Here is a 15,389-nt window from a genome sequence, read left to right on the forward strand (position 1 = left end):
CCGGCGGCTCCTTAGAAATACCCTTGACGCTTTTTCAGCTCCATCGAGCCGGACTGATCGCGATCGATCATCCGCCCCTGGCGTTCACTGGTGGTGGAGACCAGCATTTCTTCGATGATCTCCGGCAGGGTTTGCGCCTGCGAGTCCACCGCGCCGGTCAGCGGCCAGCATCCCAGGGTGCGGAAACGCACCATGCGCTGGCTGATCACTTCACCCGGCTGCAGATCGATGCGATCGTCGTCCACCATCATCAGCATGCCGTCGCGCTCCACCACCGGGCGAGGTTTCGCCAGGTACAGCGGCACGATGTCGATCTTTTCCAGGAAGATGTACTGCCAGATATCCAGCTCGGTCCAGTTCGACAGCGGGAACACGCGGATGCTCTCCCCTTTGTTGATCTGGCCGTTGTAGTTGTGCCACAGCTCCGGCCGCTGGTTTTTCGGATCCCAGCGGTGGAAGCGATCGCGGAACGAATAGATGCGCTCTTTAGCGCGCGATTTCTCCTCGTCGCGCCGCGCACCGCCGAAGGCAGCGTCGAAACCGTACTTGTTCAGCGCCTGCTTCAGGCCCTCGGTCTTCATGATGTCGGTATGCTTGGCGCTGCCGTGCACGAACGGGTTAATGCCCATCGCCACCCCTTCCGGGTTTTTATGCACCAGCAGCTCGAAGCCGTACTCCTTCGCGGTGCGATCGCGGAATTCGTACATTTCGCGGAATTTCCAGCCGGTATCGACGTGCAGCAGCGGGAACGGCAGCGTGCCGGGGAAGAACGCCTTGCGCGCCAGATGCAGCATCACGGAAGAGTCTTTGCCGATGGAATACAGCATCACCGGGTTGGCGAATTCAGCGGCGACTTCACGGATGATATGGATACTCTCCGCCTCCAATTGCCGCAAATGAGTGAGTCGTTTTTCGTCCATAACAGGTCCTTAAAAGCCTTGCCTATGCCAAATTCACGACGGCCGGGCGCGCTGCCCCTTCCGTCTGCGATTGATGCCCGAACCAGGCGATTTGATGGTGCAGTTCCACCACTTCGCCGATCACCAACAGCGCCGGCAGCGGCGCCTGTTGGGCCAGGTGTTCCAGTTGTTCCAGCGTGCCGATCTGCACCTGCTGATCGGCGCGCGTGCCGCGGCTGATCACCGCCACCGGCGTCGCGGCAGCGCGACCGTGGGCGATCAGCCGCTGGCTAATGTCCGCCGCCTTCATCGTGCCCATGTAGATAGCCAACGTCTGCCGCGCCCGAGCCAGATCGGCCCAGTCCAGGCCATCGCCGTCGGGGCGGCAGTGGCCGGTGATAAAGGTCACGCTCTGCGCGTGGTCGCGGTGCGTCAGCGGAATGCCGGCGTAGGCGGTCGCCCCCGCGGCGGCCGTGACGCCCGGCACCACCTGGAAAGGAATGCCGGCGGCGGCGGCCACCTGCAGCTCTTCGCCGCCGCGGCCAAAGATGAACGGATCGCCACCCTTGAGGCGCACCACGCGTTTGCCCTGCTGCGCCAGTTCCACCAGCAGCCGATTGGTCTCCTCCTGGATCACCGAGTGCGCGCCGGCGCGCTTGCCCACGCAGATGCGTTCGGCGTCACGGCGCACCAGATCGAGGATTTCGCCGCTGACCAGATGGTCATACAGCACCACGTCCGCCTGCTGCATCACCTGCAGCCCACGCAGGGTCAACAGCCCCACGTCGCCCGGCCCGGCGCCCACCAACGCTATCTCGCCCTGGGCGCCCTCATCGCCTGCGGCGAAGCGGTGCAAATCCTGCTCCAGCTGCCGTTCCGCCTGCGCCGTCTGGCCGTTGGCCACCAGCGTGGCGAAACGACCGCCAAAGGTTTTCTCCCAGAAACGGCGACGCTCGCCAATCGAGGCCAGCCGCTGTTTGACCTGGCCGCGCCAGCGGCCCGCCACCTGCGCCATCTGCCCCAAACTGGCGGGTAGCAACGCCTCCAGCTTTTCGCGCAGCAACCGCGCCAGCACCGGCGCCTGGCCGCTGGACGATACGGCCACCACCAGCGGCGAGCGATCGATGATCGACGGGAAGATGAACGAACAACGCGGCTGATCGTCCACCACGTTGGCCAGCACCCGGCGTTTATCCGCCTCGGCGAACACCGCGGCGTTCAGCGCGTTGTCGTCCGTGGCGGCGATCGCCAGAAACACGTCGTCCAGTTGCTGCGGATCAAAGCTTTTCCCCAGCCAGAGCACCTGCCCTTGCTGACGTTGTTGTTCCAGTTCCGGTGAGAGCGACTGCGCAACTATCCGTATTTCAGCCCCGGCGCGCTGAAGCAGATCGACTTTGCGCGCCGCCACGTCACCACCGCCAACGACCAGTACCGGACGTTGTTTCAGGTCGGCGAATATTGGTAGATAGTCCACAACAGCCTTTTCATATAACAGAAAGATAGTGTGACTATACGGGCTGAGATTTAGCCTCTGAAATGACGAAAAGGAATGATTAGTTCCTTTATGGAATATAGGCCGCAACGCCGATGGCAAACGGTGATACTCACGACAGCAGTTTGCGCGTTGGCGCGAAAATTAAGAGACAGGGAAATTGTGTAATGCCGCCCGGCGTCTCATACTGGGTGCCGAAGAAAAATGATCGGCAGCGCCGATAGCAAAGAAGGATTTTTCGGTATGTTTTCCCGTTTTTACCTGAAGACCAGCCTGCTGGCCCTCGCACTCGGCGGCGTCTTCAGCGTGTGTGCCGCACAGCCCGTAAAAGACGCGCCAATGGGCCGTTTCGCCGCCGAACAGACCCGCCACATCGCCACTTACTTCCCCGGCCGCATGGCGGGCAGCCCGGCCGAATTGCTCACCGCCGACTACCTAAAGCAGCAATTCAGCAAGATGGGTTACCAAAGCGATATTCGCAGCGTCAATACGCGCTATCTCTACACCAGCAAAGATGGCAAGAAGAACTGGAACAACGTCACCGCCAGCTCGGTGATCGCCGCCCGCAACGGCGACAGCCCGAAACAAATCGTGGTCGTCGCCCACTTCGACACCTATACGCCGCAGAGCGACGAGGATCTGGATAACAACCTCGGTGGCTTGACGCTGCAGGGCGTCGACGACAACGCCTCCGGCATCGGCGTAATGCTGGAACTGGCGGAACGCCTGAAGAACATCCCCACCGCCTACGGCCTGCGCTTCGTCGCCACCAGCGCCGAAGAGCTCGGTTCGCTGGGGGCGCAGAACTACCTGCAGCGAATGAGTGCGGAAGAGAAAAGCAACACCGTGCTGGTGATCAATCTCGACAGCCTGATCACTGGCGATCGGCTGTACTTCAACGCCGGGCGCAACACGCCGCCGCAGATGGCGAAGCGCTCCCGCGATCGCGCGCTGGATATCGCCCATCGCTACGGCATCGCCGCCGCCACCAATCCAGGCAGCGCACAGCATCCGCAGGGCACCGGCTGCTGCTCCGATCAAGAGGTGTTCGATGCCGCAGGCATCCCGGTATTGTCGGTAGAGGCCACCAACTGGTCGTTGGGGGAGAAGGACGGCTATCAGCAGCGCGCCGTCAGCCCGCACTTCCCGCAGGGCATCACCTGGCACCGCCCGCAATACGACAACCTGCAGTATCTGGATCGCTATCTGCCGGGGCGGATCGACAAACGCAGCCGCGACAGCGTGCAGATCCTGCTGCCGCTGATCAAAGAGTTGGCGCAGGCGCACCCGCCGAAAGCACAAAAGAAAAAGTAGCCTACAAAAAAACAGGGCCCAGCATTGCTGAGCCCTGTCGGGTGATTCGCCTCTTTTAGCCTTCGTGCAGACCGCACTCGCGCTTCAGGCCGAAGAAACGCGTCTCTTCCTCACTCATGCCCGGCTCCCATTTCTGGGTGGTGTGGGTATCGCCTACCGACAGGTAGCCCTGTTCCCACAGCGGGTGATAACTCAGCCCGTGTTCGGTCAGATACTGGTAAATCTTGCGGTTGTCCCAGTCGATGATCGGCAGGATCTTGAACACCCCACGCTGCACCGCCAGCACCGGCAGATTGGCGCGGCTACCGGACTGCTCGCGCCGCAGACCGGCGAACCAGCTCTGCGCCCCCAGCGTCTCCAGCGCGCGGTTCATCGGCTCAACCTTGTTGATCTGGTTGTACTTTTCAATCCCTTCCACGCCCTGTTCCCACAGCTTGCCATAGCGCGCCTCTTGCCAGGCGGGAGACTGTTCGGCGCGGAACACCTGCAGATTCAGCTTCAGTTGGTCGGTCAGTTGATCGATAAAGCGATAGGTTTCCGGGAACAGGTAACCGGTGTCGGTCAGGATCACCGGGATATCCGGCCGGATGCGCGTCACCAGGTGCAGACATACCGCCGCCTGAATGCCGAAACTGGACGAGAGTACGAACTCGCCGGGCAGATGCTCCAGCGCCCATGCAACGCGCTGTTCGGCGCTGAGGGTCTCCAGTTGGCCGTTGACTACCGCCAATGCCAGCGCCTGCCCGGATTTGGGCAACGCGTTCAGCGCCGCCAGATCGAATTCAGCCATGTTGTCTCTCCTGATGCTTGAAATTACCTGCGCGGCCCCTCTGCCCAGAGGCCGCCCGGCCTCACTCCCAGAAATCTCGCGCCGGATCCAGCACCGGTTTGACGATGCCCGCACGCACGGTGAAGTCGCCGAAGCCTTCGCCGCCGTTGCGCTCCTCCGCCCAGCGCCCCACCAACAGGTCGATCTCGTTCAGGATCTCGTCTTCGTTGATGTTCTCGCGGTACATGCGCGGAATGCGCGTGCCTTCGCGGTTGCCGCCCAAATGCAGGTTATAACGGCCGACCGCCTTGCCCACCAGCCCCAGCTCCGCCAGCAGCGCGCGGCCGCAGCCGTTCGGGCAGCCGGTAATGCGCAGCACGATATGCTCGTCGCCCACCCCGTGCCGATGCATGATCCCCTCCACCTTGGTGACGAACTGCGGCAGGAAGCGCTCGGCCTCCGCCATCGCCAGCGGGCAGGTCGGGAACGACACGCAGGCCATCGAATTCTTGCGTTGCTCGCTGATCTCGTCGTCGATCAGGCCATGATCGCGCGCTAGGGCTTCGATCTTCGCCTTCTCGCTTTCCGGCACGCCGGCGATGATCACGTTTTGGTTCGCCGTCAGACGGAAGTCACCTTTATGGATCTTGGCGATCTCCGCCATGCCGGTCTTCAGCGGGCGCCCCGGATAGTCCAGCAGGCGGCCGTTCTCGATAAACAGCGTCAGGTGCCATTGATCGTCGATGCCCTTCACCCAACCGATGCGATCGCCGCGGCCGGTGAATTCATACGGCCGGATCGGCGCGAAAGTAATGCCGGCGCGCTTTTCCACTTCGGCGCGGAAAACATCTACCCCGACGCGCTCCAGCGTGTATTTGGTCTTGGCGTTCTTGCGATCGGTGCGGTTGCCCCAGTCGCGCTGCGTGGTCACCACCGCTTCCGCTACCGCCAGCGTATGTTCGAGCGGAATGTAGCCGAACTCGCTGGCCTGGCGCGCGTAGGTTTTCTTGTTGCCGTGTTCGATGGACAGCCCGCCGCCCACCAGCAGGTTGAAGCCTACCAGCTTGCCGTTTTCGGCGATCGCCACAAAGTTCATGTCGTTGGCGTGCAGATCGACGTCGTTCTGTGGCGGGATCACCACCGTGGTTTTAAATTTGCGCGGCAGGTAGGTCGGCCCCAGAATCGGTTCTTCGTCGGTGGTGGCCACCTTTTCCTGATCCAGCCACACCTCGGCGTAGGCGCGGGTGCGCGGCAGCAGGTGTTCGGAGATCTTCTTCGCCCACTCGTAGGCTTCCTGATGCAGCTCGGACTCCACCGGGTTGGAGGTGCACAGCACGTTGCGGTTCACGTCGTTGGCGGTCGCCAGCGCGTCCAGCCCCAGGCGGTTCAGCAGCTGGTGCACCGGTTTGACGTTGCCTTTCAGGATGCCGTGAAACTGGAACGTCTGGCGGTTGGTGATGCGAATGCTGCCGTACAGCGTGCTCTCCTGCGCGAACTTGTCGATGCCCAGCCACTGCTGTGGGCTGATGACGCCGCCCGGCAGGCGGCAGCGCAGCATCATGGCGTGGCGCGGCTCCAGCTTCTGCTCGGCGCGTTCGGCACGAATGTCACGGTCATCCTGCTGGTACATGCCGTGAAAACGGATCAGCAGGAAGTTGTCGCCGTTGAAGCCGCCGGTCAGGCCGTCGTTCAAATCTTCGGCGATGGTGCCACGCAGGAAGTTGCTTTCCTTCTTCATGCGCTCCGCATCGGCCAGTTTGCCTTCGACTACCAAAGGCCCGGGGTGTTTATCACTCATCAGTAAACATCTCGCTGATAACGGCGCTCAAGGCGCAGCTCACTTAAAAATTCATCCGCCTGCTCGGTATCCATGCCACCGTGCTCGGCCACCAGTTCCAGTAATGTGTTTTCCACGTCTTTCGCCATGCGATTGGCATCGCCGCAGACGTAAATGTGCGCGCCTTCCTGAATCCAGCGCCACACTTCTGCGCCCTGTTCGCGCAGTTTGTCTTGTACGTATATTTTATGTTGCTGGTCACGGGACCAGGCCAGATCGATGCGGGTCAGCAGGCCGTCTTTCACGTAGCGCTGCCATTCGACCTGGTACAGGAAATCTTCGGTAAAGTGCGGGTTGCCGAAGAACAGCCAGTTCTTGCCGCCGGCGCCGTCGGCGTCGCGCTGCTGCATAAAGGCGCGGAACGGCGCGATGCCGGTGCCCGGGCCAATCATGATCACCGGCGCTTCCGGATTGGCCGGCAGGCGGAAGTTGTCGTTGTGCTCGATAAACACACGCACGTCACCGTCTTCCTCCAGGCGATCCGCCAGGAAGCCGGAGGCGCCGCCGCTGCGGGCGCGCCCGTCGATGTCGTAACGCACCACGCCCACGGTGATGTGCACTTCTCTTTCGTTCTCCGCCTGCGAAGAGGCGATGGAGTACAGGCGCGGCGTCAGCGGACGCAGCAGCCCGACCAGCTGTTCGGCGCTCAGATCCGCCGGCGCCTGGCGCACCATGTCGACGATCGGCGTGTTGTGCGCATACTGCTGTAGCGCAGCCTTATCCGCCAACAGACCGATCAGCGTTTCGTCGCGCGACAGCGCGGCGTATTTATCGACGATCGGCGTGGTGTTCTGCGTCAGTTCGAAATGGCTGCGCAGCGCCTGCGCCAGCGGCAGGGTCTTCCCTTCCACCTCGACCGGCTCGTCGCCTTTCAGCCACAACAGCTGCACCAGTTCGTCCACCAGCGCCGGATCGTTGTCGAACCATACGCCGAGCGCATCGCCCGGCTGATAGCGCAGGCCGGAGTCGCCCAGATCGATCTCGATATGGCGCACGTCTTTATCCGACGCGCGGCCGGTAATTTTCTGCTTGACCGCCAGTTGGGCGGTGAGCGGTTGTTCCTTGCTGTACGGACTGCTGTCGATCAGGTCAACCGCGCCGCTGGCCAACACGCCCGGCGCAGCGCTTTCCGCCGGTGCGCGCGCCTTCAGCACCGACACCACCTGTTTGCGCCAGGCGGCGGCCAGCTCCTGGTACTCCACGTCGGCATCTACGCGCTCCACCAGGCGCTCGGCACCCAGCTCGGCCAGCTTGCCGTCGAAATCTTTACCTGACTGGCAGAAATTCTCATAAGAGGTGTCGCCTAACCCGAACACCGCAAACGCGGTGTCATTGAGCTTCGGCGCCTTCTTCGAGAACAGGAATTTATGCAGCGCCACCGCTTCTTCCGCCGGTTCGCCTTCCCCTTGTGTGGAGGCGACGATCACCAACAGGCGCTCTTGCGCTATCTGTTTGAACTTGTAGTCGCCGGCGCTGACCAACGTGGCGCTCAGATTGGCGGCCAACAGATCGTCGCGCAACTGCTCCGCCAGGCGGCGCGCATTGCCGGTCTGCGAAGCGGAAATGATGGTGATGGCGGCCGCAGCCGCAGGGGCGGCAGGCGCAATGGCCACGGCTCCGGGCTGTTGATTGACCATGCCCCAAAAATAACCGGACAGCCACGCCAGCTGCGTCGGCGAATAGTCGCCGATCGTCGCCTGTAAGCGCGCCAGCTGTTCGGGCGTCAGCGGGAGCAAAGATGTTGGAGGAGCCTGAGTCGTCATTGCTGTACTTATTTCCTATACTTAGCGCCTTTCCTGCCAGGCGCGCGCCAGTGCCAGTCGCTGTCTCTTCGCTGCGTCGGGTGTGCGGAAAAGATCAGGAGAGTTTGTAAGGTTACCGAGCAGAATAGCAACGATTAAATAAGGGATAGCAATAAATCATAACCAAAATGACTAAGCTGTTTTTCTGGTAAGGGATAACGCTTAAACCGTTAAACAAAGTTTTTTATCCAGATGAAAATAAAGCACTTTTTTTCATCATTTTTTCACCGTTCAACATTTCGGCTCATAACCCCAGCCGATAGGTGCCGCAGACACCAAACAAAAAAAGTGTTAACCGGGTGCGTTTGCCGTGGCGGTAGACCATAACGGTATAAATGGCAAGCAGGCGCGCTTTCCGGTACTATGCGGCGGTTTTTGAGTCAATGAGGCCGTAATAATGGCAACCACGCTGTTTAAAGATTTTCAGTTTGAAGCCGCACACCGTTTGCCGCATGTACCGGAGGGCCACAAATGCGGCCGTCTGCATGGGCATTCGTTTATGGTGCGTCTGGAAGTGACCGGTGACGTGGATCCCCACACCGGTTGGGTGATGGATTTCGCCGAGCTCAAGGCTGTGTTTTCCCCGATCTGGGAGCGGCTGGATCACCATTATCTGAACGATATTCCAGGATTGGAAAATCCCACCAGCGAAGTGCTCGCCGCCTGGATTTGGCAGCAGCTCAAGCCTCAGTTACCGGAACTGACTGCGGTGATGGTGAAAGAGACCTGTACGGCGGGATGCGTATATAAAGGTTGATGCCGTGAGGGTATGTGCAGATACCCTCACACTACCTCGCCTTGCAGATCCAGGCGCCGCGTCACCCAGGGCCTTTCCGACAGGCTCAGCACCATTCCCCCGCGATAGACAAACGTTTTGCTCTCGCCATCCTCAATGAACGCCGTCTCGTTTTCCATCGCCCGATAGCCGGCGCCGGTATAGTACTTTTCGCTTACCGCAAACAGTATGGAATACGCGATCCCTTTACTGCGCAAATAGTCATGCGCCTTAACCAGCATGTTTGCGGCCACGCCGCGGCGCCGATGCGTTTGTGCCACGGCCACCAGCCCGATGATGCCGATCACCTCGGTCTCACCGTCAATCAACACCGGCCGCTTATGCACCGCCAGTTGGCCGACGATCGCCTCGCCTTCCGTGGCGGTCACCAGGCAAGCCGGCACCTGCTGCAGATAAAATCCGTCGGTTATCTCGGGGAAAGCGTCGGACAACAGCGAGCGAATCGACCGCAATTCCGCTTCCGTCACCGCCTCGAATGCGCGCGATAAAATCTTCACCGACAACTCCTGTCTCGTTCGAACGCTTCCGGCCAATAAACTCAGGCGATATTCAGATATTTGTGGGTCTGCATCGACAGCCGCCAGTTGCGCGCAATGCAGGTTTCGATGCACAGGCGGGTCGCCTCTTCTTTCTGGCTGATCGGTTGCAGCGCGATAATCCGCGCCTTGTCATCCTGCAACGTCGCCAGCAGCGCATCCAGCGCCTCGATGTCGCGCTCGCGCGCCACCGGATGCTTCACCTCGTCAGCGCGCCGCAGCGCCTGATCCAGCACCTTCATGCCGCCGCGCATATTCACCTTGGGCGAAACCGTCACCCAGGTGTTGGCGGAGCAGCGAATTTCGTGGGTGCCGCTGGTCTCAATCTGGCAACGGTAGCCGTGCTGTTCGAACAGCTCGGTCAGCGGCGCCAGATCGTAAATGCAGGGTTCGCCGCCGGTGATCACCACATGACGCGCGGTGTAGCCTTGTTGGCGCATCACCGCCAACAGCTGCTCGGCGCTGGCATTGCCCCAGGCGTCGCTCTCTTCTGTTTTGACCAGGATCCGTTGCAGGTCGACTTCCCGATGGGCTTCCTTTTCCCAGGTATGTTTGGTATCGCACCAACTGCACCCTACCGGGCAGCCCTGCAGGCGGATGAAAATGGCCGGCACGCCGGTGAAAAAGCCTTCGCCCTGCAAGGTTTGGAACATCTCGTTGATCGGGTACTGCATCGGTTTCTCAATCTGGAAAAGTAAAAAGCGATTATCGCAGATTCCGGCCCGGCGACCAAACGGCCAAAATTGTATTAAATTTTATCCTCCGCGCCGCCATCAGCATATCTCACCGCCAATGGCGTTCATTTAATTTGTTAACCGGTCTTTGGCCTTTCATCGGCGGTGCAACCTGCTCCACAGAAAACAACACGCAGTTAACAAATAAGATAATTATATTTGACATAAAGCGCTGACGCGCAGATGTATATACAAGCAAACACAAGCCGAGCGCCAGTTTCGGCCACGTTCCATCACGACTACATCTGCGTTTAGAGGGTGCCATGACTCATTCCACCAGCGAGTTAAACATTCAACAGGCCATCGACGACAGCAAGTTTTCGCTGTTTCACTGGACCCTGATCATTCTCGGATTCCTGATCCTCGCCATCGACGGTTTCGATACCGCCGCCATGGGCTATATCGCTCCCTCGGTCGCCAAAGACTGGGGCATCGTCAAACAGGATCTGGGGCCGGTGCTGAGCGCCGCGCTGCTGGGGCTGTCGCTCGGCGCGCTGATCGCCGGGCCGATCTCCGACCGCATCGGCCGCAAGCGCGTGCTGGTGTTTTCCTGCCTGTTCTTCGGCCTGTCGAGTTTGGCCACCGCCTACGCCGGTTCGCTCAACAGCCTGACGCTGTGGCGTTTCCTCACCGGCCTCGGGCTGGGGGCGGCGATGCCCAACGCCATTACCTTGATCTCCGAATACGCGCCGCAGCGCTGCCGTTCGCTGGCGATCAACACCATGTACTGCGGCTTTCCGCTGGGCGCGGCCGGCGGCGGCGCCATTTCATCGTGGCTGATCCCGAGCTACGGCTGGCACAGTGTGCTGCTGCTCGGCGCCATTGCGCCGCTGGTATTGACGGTTCTGCTGATCCTGCTGCTGCCGGAGTCGGTTAAATATATGGTTAACCGCGGCCAGGATGCGGCGAAGATCAAGCGCATCGCGCAGCGCTTCGTTAGCCGGAGCCTCGACGGCGTGACGCGTTTTTATCTGTACGAAGAGAAGCTGGCGCAGACCAAGACCAGCGTCGGCCTGCTGTTCAGCCGCCCCTATCTGCTCGGCACGCTGATGCTGTGGCTGACCTACTTTATGGGGCTGGTGATCTACTACGTGTTGCTGAGCTGGATGCCAATCCTGATGCAGGGATTGGGCTATCAGTTGGAGCAATCGGCGATGCTCACCTCGCTGTTCACCTTCGGCGGCACGCTGGGCATCCTGGTGGCCGGCTGGTTGATGGACCGCTGGAATGCGCACAAAGTGGTCTCGAGCGGCTTTGTCGTCACCGCCCTGCTGATCGTGGCGATGGCCACCGAAGATAAACAGATCGTGCTGCTGGGCGCCTTCATCTTCCTGATGGGCGTCACCATGAACGGCGCGCAGTCCGGGCTGCAAACGCTGGCGGCGACCTTCTACCCGACCCACAGCCGCGCCACCGGCATCGCCTGGATGCAGGGCATCGGCCGCTTCGGCGGCGTCGCCGGCACCATGATGGGCGCCCAACTGCTGGCGATGCAGTGGGAAGTGCAGAGCATCCTGATGTTCCTGTGCGTGCCGGCGCTGATCGCCGCCATCGCCACGGTGTGCAAGATGAGCCGCAAACCGACGCTGCAGCCGGCCGCCTGACCCTTGCAAGCCCGCCCACGGCGGGCTTTCTTCCTTCGGTGATAGGGCTTTTTTATCCTGCGCCGTCAACTGTAATCAGACTGTAAAAATATTGTGACTAGCCGCCCAAAAATGAGTCAATTTTAATTCATTTTTGCCGAACAGCTCACTTTTCTCCGGCTTTCCGTACGTGAGACCGGCGATAAAAAATCTCATATCAAACTGATATAAAAAGAAAATAACTTTTTCTTATGCCACTTTTCAGCGGCAACTGGTCAGTGTTGCATATGCTTGTACATACAAGTATATGTTAATAAGCCCTACGCATTGTTATGCCGTGGTACTCATCCCCACCGCGGCATGGAATCTGCACCGATACTGTTTGAGGAAACTGCTGTGACTACAAATAACAAAGTTCGCAATGTCGATGTACGCGCGCCACGCGGCACACAATTAAACGCAAAAAGCTGGCTGACCGAAGCGCCGTTACGCATGCTGATGAACAACCTCGATCCTGAAGTTGCGGAGAACCCACACGAGCTGGTGGTGTACGGCGGCATCGGCCGCGCCGCGCGCGACTGGGATTGCTACGACAAGATCGTCGAAACCCTGAAAACGCTGGAAGAAGACGAAACCCTGCTGGTGCAGTCCGGCAAACCGGTCGGCGTCTTCAAAACCCACAGCAACGCGCCGCGCGTGCTGATCGCCAACTCCAACCTGGTGCCGCACTGGGCAACCTGGGAACACTTCAACGAGCTGGACGCCAAAGGCCTGGCGATGTACGGCCAGATGACCGCCGGCAGCTGGATCTACATCGGCAGCCAGGGCATCGTTCAGGGCACCTATGAAACCTTCGTTGAAGCGGGCCGCCAGCACTACGACGGCAGCCTGCAGGGGCGCTGGGTGCTGACCGCCGGTCTGGGCGGCATGGGCGGCGCGCAGCCGCTGGCCGCGACGCTGGCGGGCGCCTGCTCGCTGAACATCGAATGTCAGCAGAGCCGCATCGATTTCCGTCTGAAAACCCGCTACGTCGATGAGCAGGCCAAAGATCTGGACGACGCGCTGGCCCGCATCAAGAAATACACCTCAGAAGGCAAAGCCATCTCCATCGCTCTGTGCGGCAACGCGGCAGAAATCCTGCCTGAGCTGGTGCGCCGCGGCGTGCGCCCGGACATGGTCACCGACCAGACCAGCGCCCACGATCCGCTGAACGGCTACCTGCCGAAGGGCTGGAGCTGGGAAGAGTATCGCCAGCGCGCGCAAACCGAGCCGGCCAAAGTGGTCGCCGCCGCCAAGCAGTCGATGGCCGATCACGTCAAAGCCATGCTGGCGTTCCAGCAGATGGGCGTGCCAACCTTCGACTACGGCAACAACATTCGCCAGATGGCGAAAGAAACCGGCGTCGACAACGCCTTCGACTTCCCGGGCTTCGTGCCGGCCTACATCCGTCCGCTGTTCTGCCGCGGTATCGGGCCGTTCCGCTGGGCGGCGCTGTCCGGCGATCCGCAGGACATCTACAAAACCGACGCCATGGTGAAAGAGCTGATCCCGGATGACGAACACCTGCACCGCTGGCTGGACATGGCGCGCGAGCGCATCAGCTTCCAGGGCCTGCCGGCGCGCATCTGCTGGGTTGGCCTCGGCCAGCGCGCCAAGCTGGGCCTGGCGTTCAACGAGATGGTACGCCGCGGCGAACTGTCCGCCCCGATCGTCATCGGCCGCGACCACCTGGATTCCGGCTCCGTTTCCAGCCCGAACCGTGAAACCGAAGCGATGAAAGACGGTTCCGATGCGGTTTCCGACTGGCCGCTGCTGAACGCCCTGCTGAACACCGCCAGCGGCGCCACCTGGGTTTCCCTGCACCATGGCGGCGGCGTCGGCATGGGCTTCTCCCAACACTCCGGCATGGTGATCGTCTGCGACGGCACCGACGAGGCCGCCGAGCGCATCGCCCGCGTCTTGCACAATGACCCGGCTACCGGGGTCATGCGTCACGCCGACGCCGGTTACGATATCGCTATCGACTGCGCCCGCGAGCAAGGCCTGAACCTGCCGATGGTTGCCGCGACCCAAGGAGAAAAAGCATGAAAGCGCTGACTATTCGCCCAGGCAAACTGACGCTGGCCCAGCTACGCGACGTGTATCAACATCCGGTGACGCTGACGCTGGACGACAACGCCTACGGTCCTATCCAACAGAGCGTGGCCTGCGTGGAACGCATCGTTGAAGAAAACCGCACCACTTACGGCATCAACACCGGGTTTGGCCTACTGGCTTCGACCCGCATCGCCCGCGACGATTTGGAAAACCTGCAGCGTTCGATCGTGCTGTCACACGCCGCCGGCGTGGGCGAGCCGACCGACGACAACCTGGTGCGCCTGATCATGGTGCTGAAGATCAACAGCCTGTCGCGCGGCTTCTCCGGCATTCGTCTGGAAGTCATTCAGGCGCTGATCGCGCTGGTCAACGCCGAAGTTTATCCGCATATTCCGCTGAAAGGCTCAGTCGGCGCCTCCGGCGACCTGGCGCCGCTGGCGCACATGAGCCTGGTGTTGCTGGGCGAAGGCCAGGCGCGCCATCAGGGCCAATGGCTGCCGGCGACCGAAGCGCTGGCCAAAGCCGGCCTGAAACCGCTGACGCTGGCGGCGAAAGAGGGCCTGGCGCTGCTGAACGGCACCCAAGTCTCCGCCGCCTTCGCGCTGCGCGGCCTGTTCGATGCCGAAGATCTGTTCGCCGCTGCGACCGTGGCGGGCAGTCTGACGGTGGAAGCGGCGCTGGGCTCTCGCAGCCCGTTCGATGCGCGTATCCACGAGGTGCGCGGCCAGCGCGGCCAGATCGACGCCGCCCTCGCCTATCGCCACCTGCTCGGCGCGCGCAGCGAAGTCTCCGACTCGCACCGCAACTGTGAAAAAGTGCAGGATCCTTACTCCCTGCGCTGCCAGCCACAGGTGATGGGCGCCTGCCTGACGCAGATCCGCCAGGCCGCCGAGGTGCTGGAAATCGAAGCCAACGCCGTCTCCGATAACCCGCTGGTGTTCGCCGAACAGGGCGACGTGCTGTCCGGCGGCAACTTCCACGCCGAACCGGTAGCGATGGCCGCCGATAACCTGGCGCTGGCGTTTGCCGAAATCGGTTCGCTGTCCGAACGCCGCATCTCGCTGATGATGGACAAACACATGTCGCAACTGCCGCCGTTCCTGGTGGAAAACGGCGGCGTGAACTCCGGCTTCATGATCGCCCAGGTCACCGCCGCGGCGCTGGCCAGCGAAAACAAAGCGCTGGCGCATCCGTCGAGCGTCGACAGCATCCCGACCTCCGCCAACCAGGAAGACCACGTCTCCATGGCGCCGGCCGCCGGTCGCCGCCTGTGGAGCATGGCGGACAACGTGCGCGGCATTCTGGCGGTCGAATGGCTGGCCGCCTGCCAGGGCCTGGATTTCCGCAACGGCCTGAAGACCTCGGAAGGTCTGGAGCAGGCGCGCCGTCTGCTGCGCGAGCATGTCAGTTTCTACGACAAGGATCGTTTCTTCGCCCCCGACATTGAAGCCGCCAGCCAACTTTTGGCGGCCGGTCACCTGACATCGCTGCTGCCTGCGGCGCTGCTGCCTAGCCAGGCATAATCATCAC

General features: G+C 61.2%; 12 protein-coding genes. 5 read left to right on the top strand and 7 right to left on the bottom strand.

The genetic code is table 11. The annotated features are described in order from the left end of the window. Positions 1-11 precede the first annotated feature (11 nt). Together cysD and cysG are read right to left on the bottom strand one after the other, a co-directional pair. Positions 12-920: a sulfate adenylyltransferase subunit CysD gene (gene cysD, locus ACJ8HA_RS13615; RefSeq protein ID WP_004932620.1), complete on the bottom strand. Its 909-nt coding sequence runs from the start codon at positions 918-920 to the stop codon at positions 12-14. 22 nt (positions 921-942) lie between these two features. After that, a complete protein-coding gene (gene cysG, locus ACJ8HA_RS13620; RefSeq protein ID WP_043135853.1) occupies positions 943-2,373 on the bottom strand; it encodes a siroheme synthase CysG in 1,431 nt (476 codons plus the stop codon). 261 nt (positions 2,374-2,634) lie between these two features. Between cysG and ACJ8HA_RS13625 the strand changes: the two genes are divergently transcribed. Beyond that, entirely contained in the window at positions 2,635-3,705 is a 1,071-nt protein-coding gene (locus tag ACJ8HA_RS13625; RefSeq protein WP_025301612.1) for an aminopeptidase, read from the top strand. Positions 3,706-3,760: 55 nt separating this feature from the next. Here ACJ8HA_RS13625 and ACJ8HA_RS13630 read toward each other — a convergent pair whose 3' ends face one another. The 3 genes from ACJ8HA_RS13630 to cysJ form a co-directional block, all read right to left on the bottom strand. Next, positions 3,761-4,495, bottom strand: coding sequence for a phosphoadenylyl-sulfate reductase (locus ACJ8HA_RS13630; RefSeq protein ID WP_016929052.1), 735 nt, complete (start codon positions 4,493-4,495; stop codon positions 3,761-3,763). A 61-nt stretch (positions 4,496-4,556) separates the two neighbouring features. After that, entirely contained in the window at positions 4,557-6,272 is a 1,716-nt protein-coding gene (gene cysI / locus ACJ8HA_RS13635) for an assimilatory sulfite reductase (NADPH) hemoprotein subunit (protein WP_043135856.1), read from the bottom strand. After that, positions 6,272-8,074, bottom strand: a complete 1,803-nt coding sequence (gene cysJ, locus ACJ8HA_RS13640) for an NADPH-dependent assimilatory sulfite reductase flavoprotein subunit (RefSeq protein ID WP_197812906.1) — start codon at positions 8,072-8,074, stop codon at positions 6,272-6,274. Before cysJ ends, cysI begins: the two co-directional genes overlap by 1 nt. A 436-nt stretch (positions 8,075-8,510) precedes the next feature. Here cysJ and queD point away from each other — a divergent pair, with 436 nt between their 5' ends. Beyond that, complete coding sequence (queD, locus tag ACJ8HA_RS13645; protein ID WP_025301608.1) at positions 8,511-8,870, top strand: 6-carboxytetrahydropterin synthase QueD; 360 nt, start codon at positions 8,511-8,513, stop codon at positions 8,868-8,870. 26 nt (positions 8,871-8,896) lie between these two features. Here queD and ACJ8HA_RS13650 read toward each other — a convergent pair whose 3' ends face one another. Together ACJ8HA_RS13650 and queE are read right to left on the bottom strand one after the other, a co-directional pair. Then, complete coding sequence (locus ACJ8HA_RS13650) at positions 8,897-9,406, bottom strand: GNAT family N-acetyltransferase (protein ID WP_158523784.1); 510 nt, start codon at positions 9,404-9,406, stop codon at positions 8,897-8,899. Positions 9,407-9,447: 41 nt separating this feature from the next. Then, positions 9,448-10,119 carry a 7-carboxy-7-deazaguanine synthase QueE gene (gene queE, locus ACJ8HA_RS13655; RefSeq protein ID WP_004932641.1) on the bottom strand — a complete coding sequence of 224 codons (672 nt, stop codon included), beginning with the start codon at positions 10,117-10,119 and terminating at the stop codon, positions 9,448-9,450. A gap of 323 nt (positions 10,120-10,442) precedes the next feature. Between queE and ACJ8HA_RS13660 the strand changes: the two genes are divergently transcribed. The 3 genes from ACJ8HA_RS13660 (at position 10,443) to hutH (ending at position 15,382) form a co-directional block, all read left to right on the top strand. Continuing rightward, entirely contained in the window at positions 10,443-11,783 is a 1,341-nt protein-coding gene (locus ACJ8HA_RS13660; protein WP_025301605.1) for an MFS transporter, read from the top strand. Between the two features lie 375 nt (positions 11,784-12,158). After that, positions 12,159-13,850, top strand: a complete 1,692-nt coding sequence (gene hutU, locus ACJ8HA_RS13665; RefSeq protein WP_025159649.1) for a urocanate hydratase — start codon at positions 12,159-12,161, stop codon at positions 13,848-13,850. Further along, entirely contained in the window at positions 13,847-15,382 is a 1,536-nt protein-coding gene (hutH, locus tag ACJ8HA_RS13670) for a histidine ammonia-lyase (protein ID WP_025301604.1), read from the top strand. The genes hutU and hutH overlap by 4 nt, the downstream gene beginning before the upstream one ends. Positions 15,383-15,389: the final 7 nt, after the last annotated feature.

This window comes from Serratia sp. CY33802, from assembly GCF_052169095.1.
Classification (GTDB): domain Bacteria; phylum Pseudomonadota; class Gammaproteobacteria; order Enterobacterales; family Enterobacteriaceae; genus Serratia; species Serratia bockelmannii.

Excerpts from the sequence above, each read along its gene's own strand:
- cysD (WP_004932620.1), bottom strand. The coding sequence starts at position 920 with ATGGACGAAAAACGACTCACTCATTTGCGGCAATTGGAGGCGGAGAGT.
- ACJ8HA_RS13625 (WP_025301612.1), top strand. The coding sequence starts at position 2,635 with ATGTTTTCCCGTTTTTACCTGAAGACCAGCCTGCTGGCCCTCGCACTC.
- ACJ8HA_RS13630 (WP_016929052.1), bottom strand. The coding sequence starts at position 4,495 with ATGGCTGAATTCGATCTGGCGGCGCTGAACGCGTTGCCCAAATCCGGG.
- cysI (WP_043135856.1), bottom strand. The coding sequence starts at position 6,272 with ATGAGTGATAAACACCCCGGGCCTTTGGTAGTCGAAGGCAAACTGGCC.
- cysJ (WP_197812906.1), bottom strand. The coding sequence starts at position 8,074 with ATGACGACTCAGGCTCCTCCAACATCTTTGCTCCCGCTGACGCCCGAA.
- queD (WP_025301608.1), top strand. The coding sequence starts at position 8,511 with ATGGCAACCACGCTGTTTAAAGATTTTCAGTTTGAAGCCGCACACCGT.
- queE (WP_004932641.1), bottom strand. The coding sequence starts at position 10,119 with ATGCAGTACCCGATCAACGAGATGTTCCAAACCTTGCAGGGCGAAGGC.
- ACJ8HA_RS13660 (WP_025301605.1), top strand. The coding sequence starts at position 10,443 with ATGACTCATTCCACCAGCGAGTTAAACATTCAACAGGCCATCGACGAC.
- hutH (WP_025301604.1), top strand. The coding sequence starts at position 13,847 with ATGAAAGCGCTGACTATTCGCCCAGGCAAACTGACGCTGGCCCAGCTA.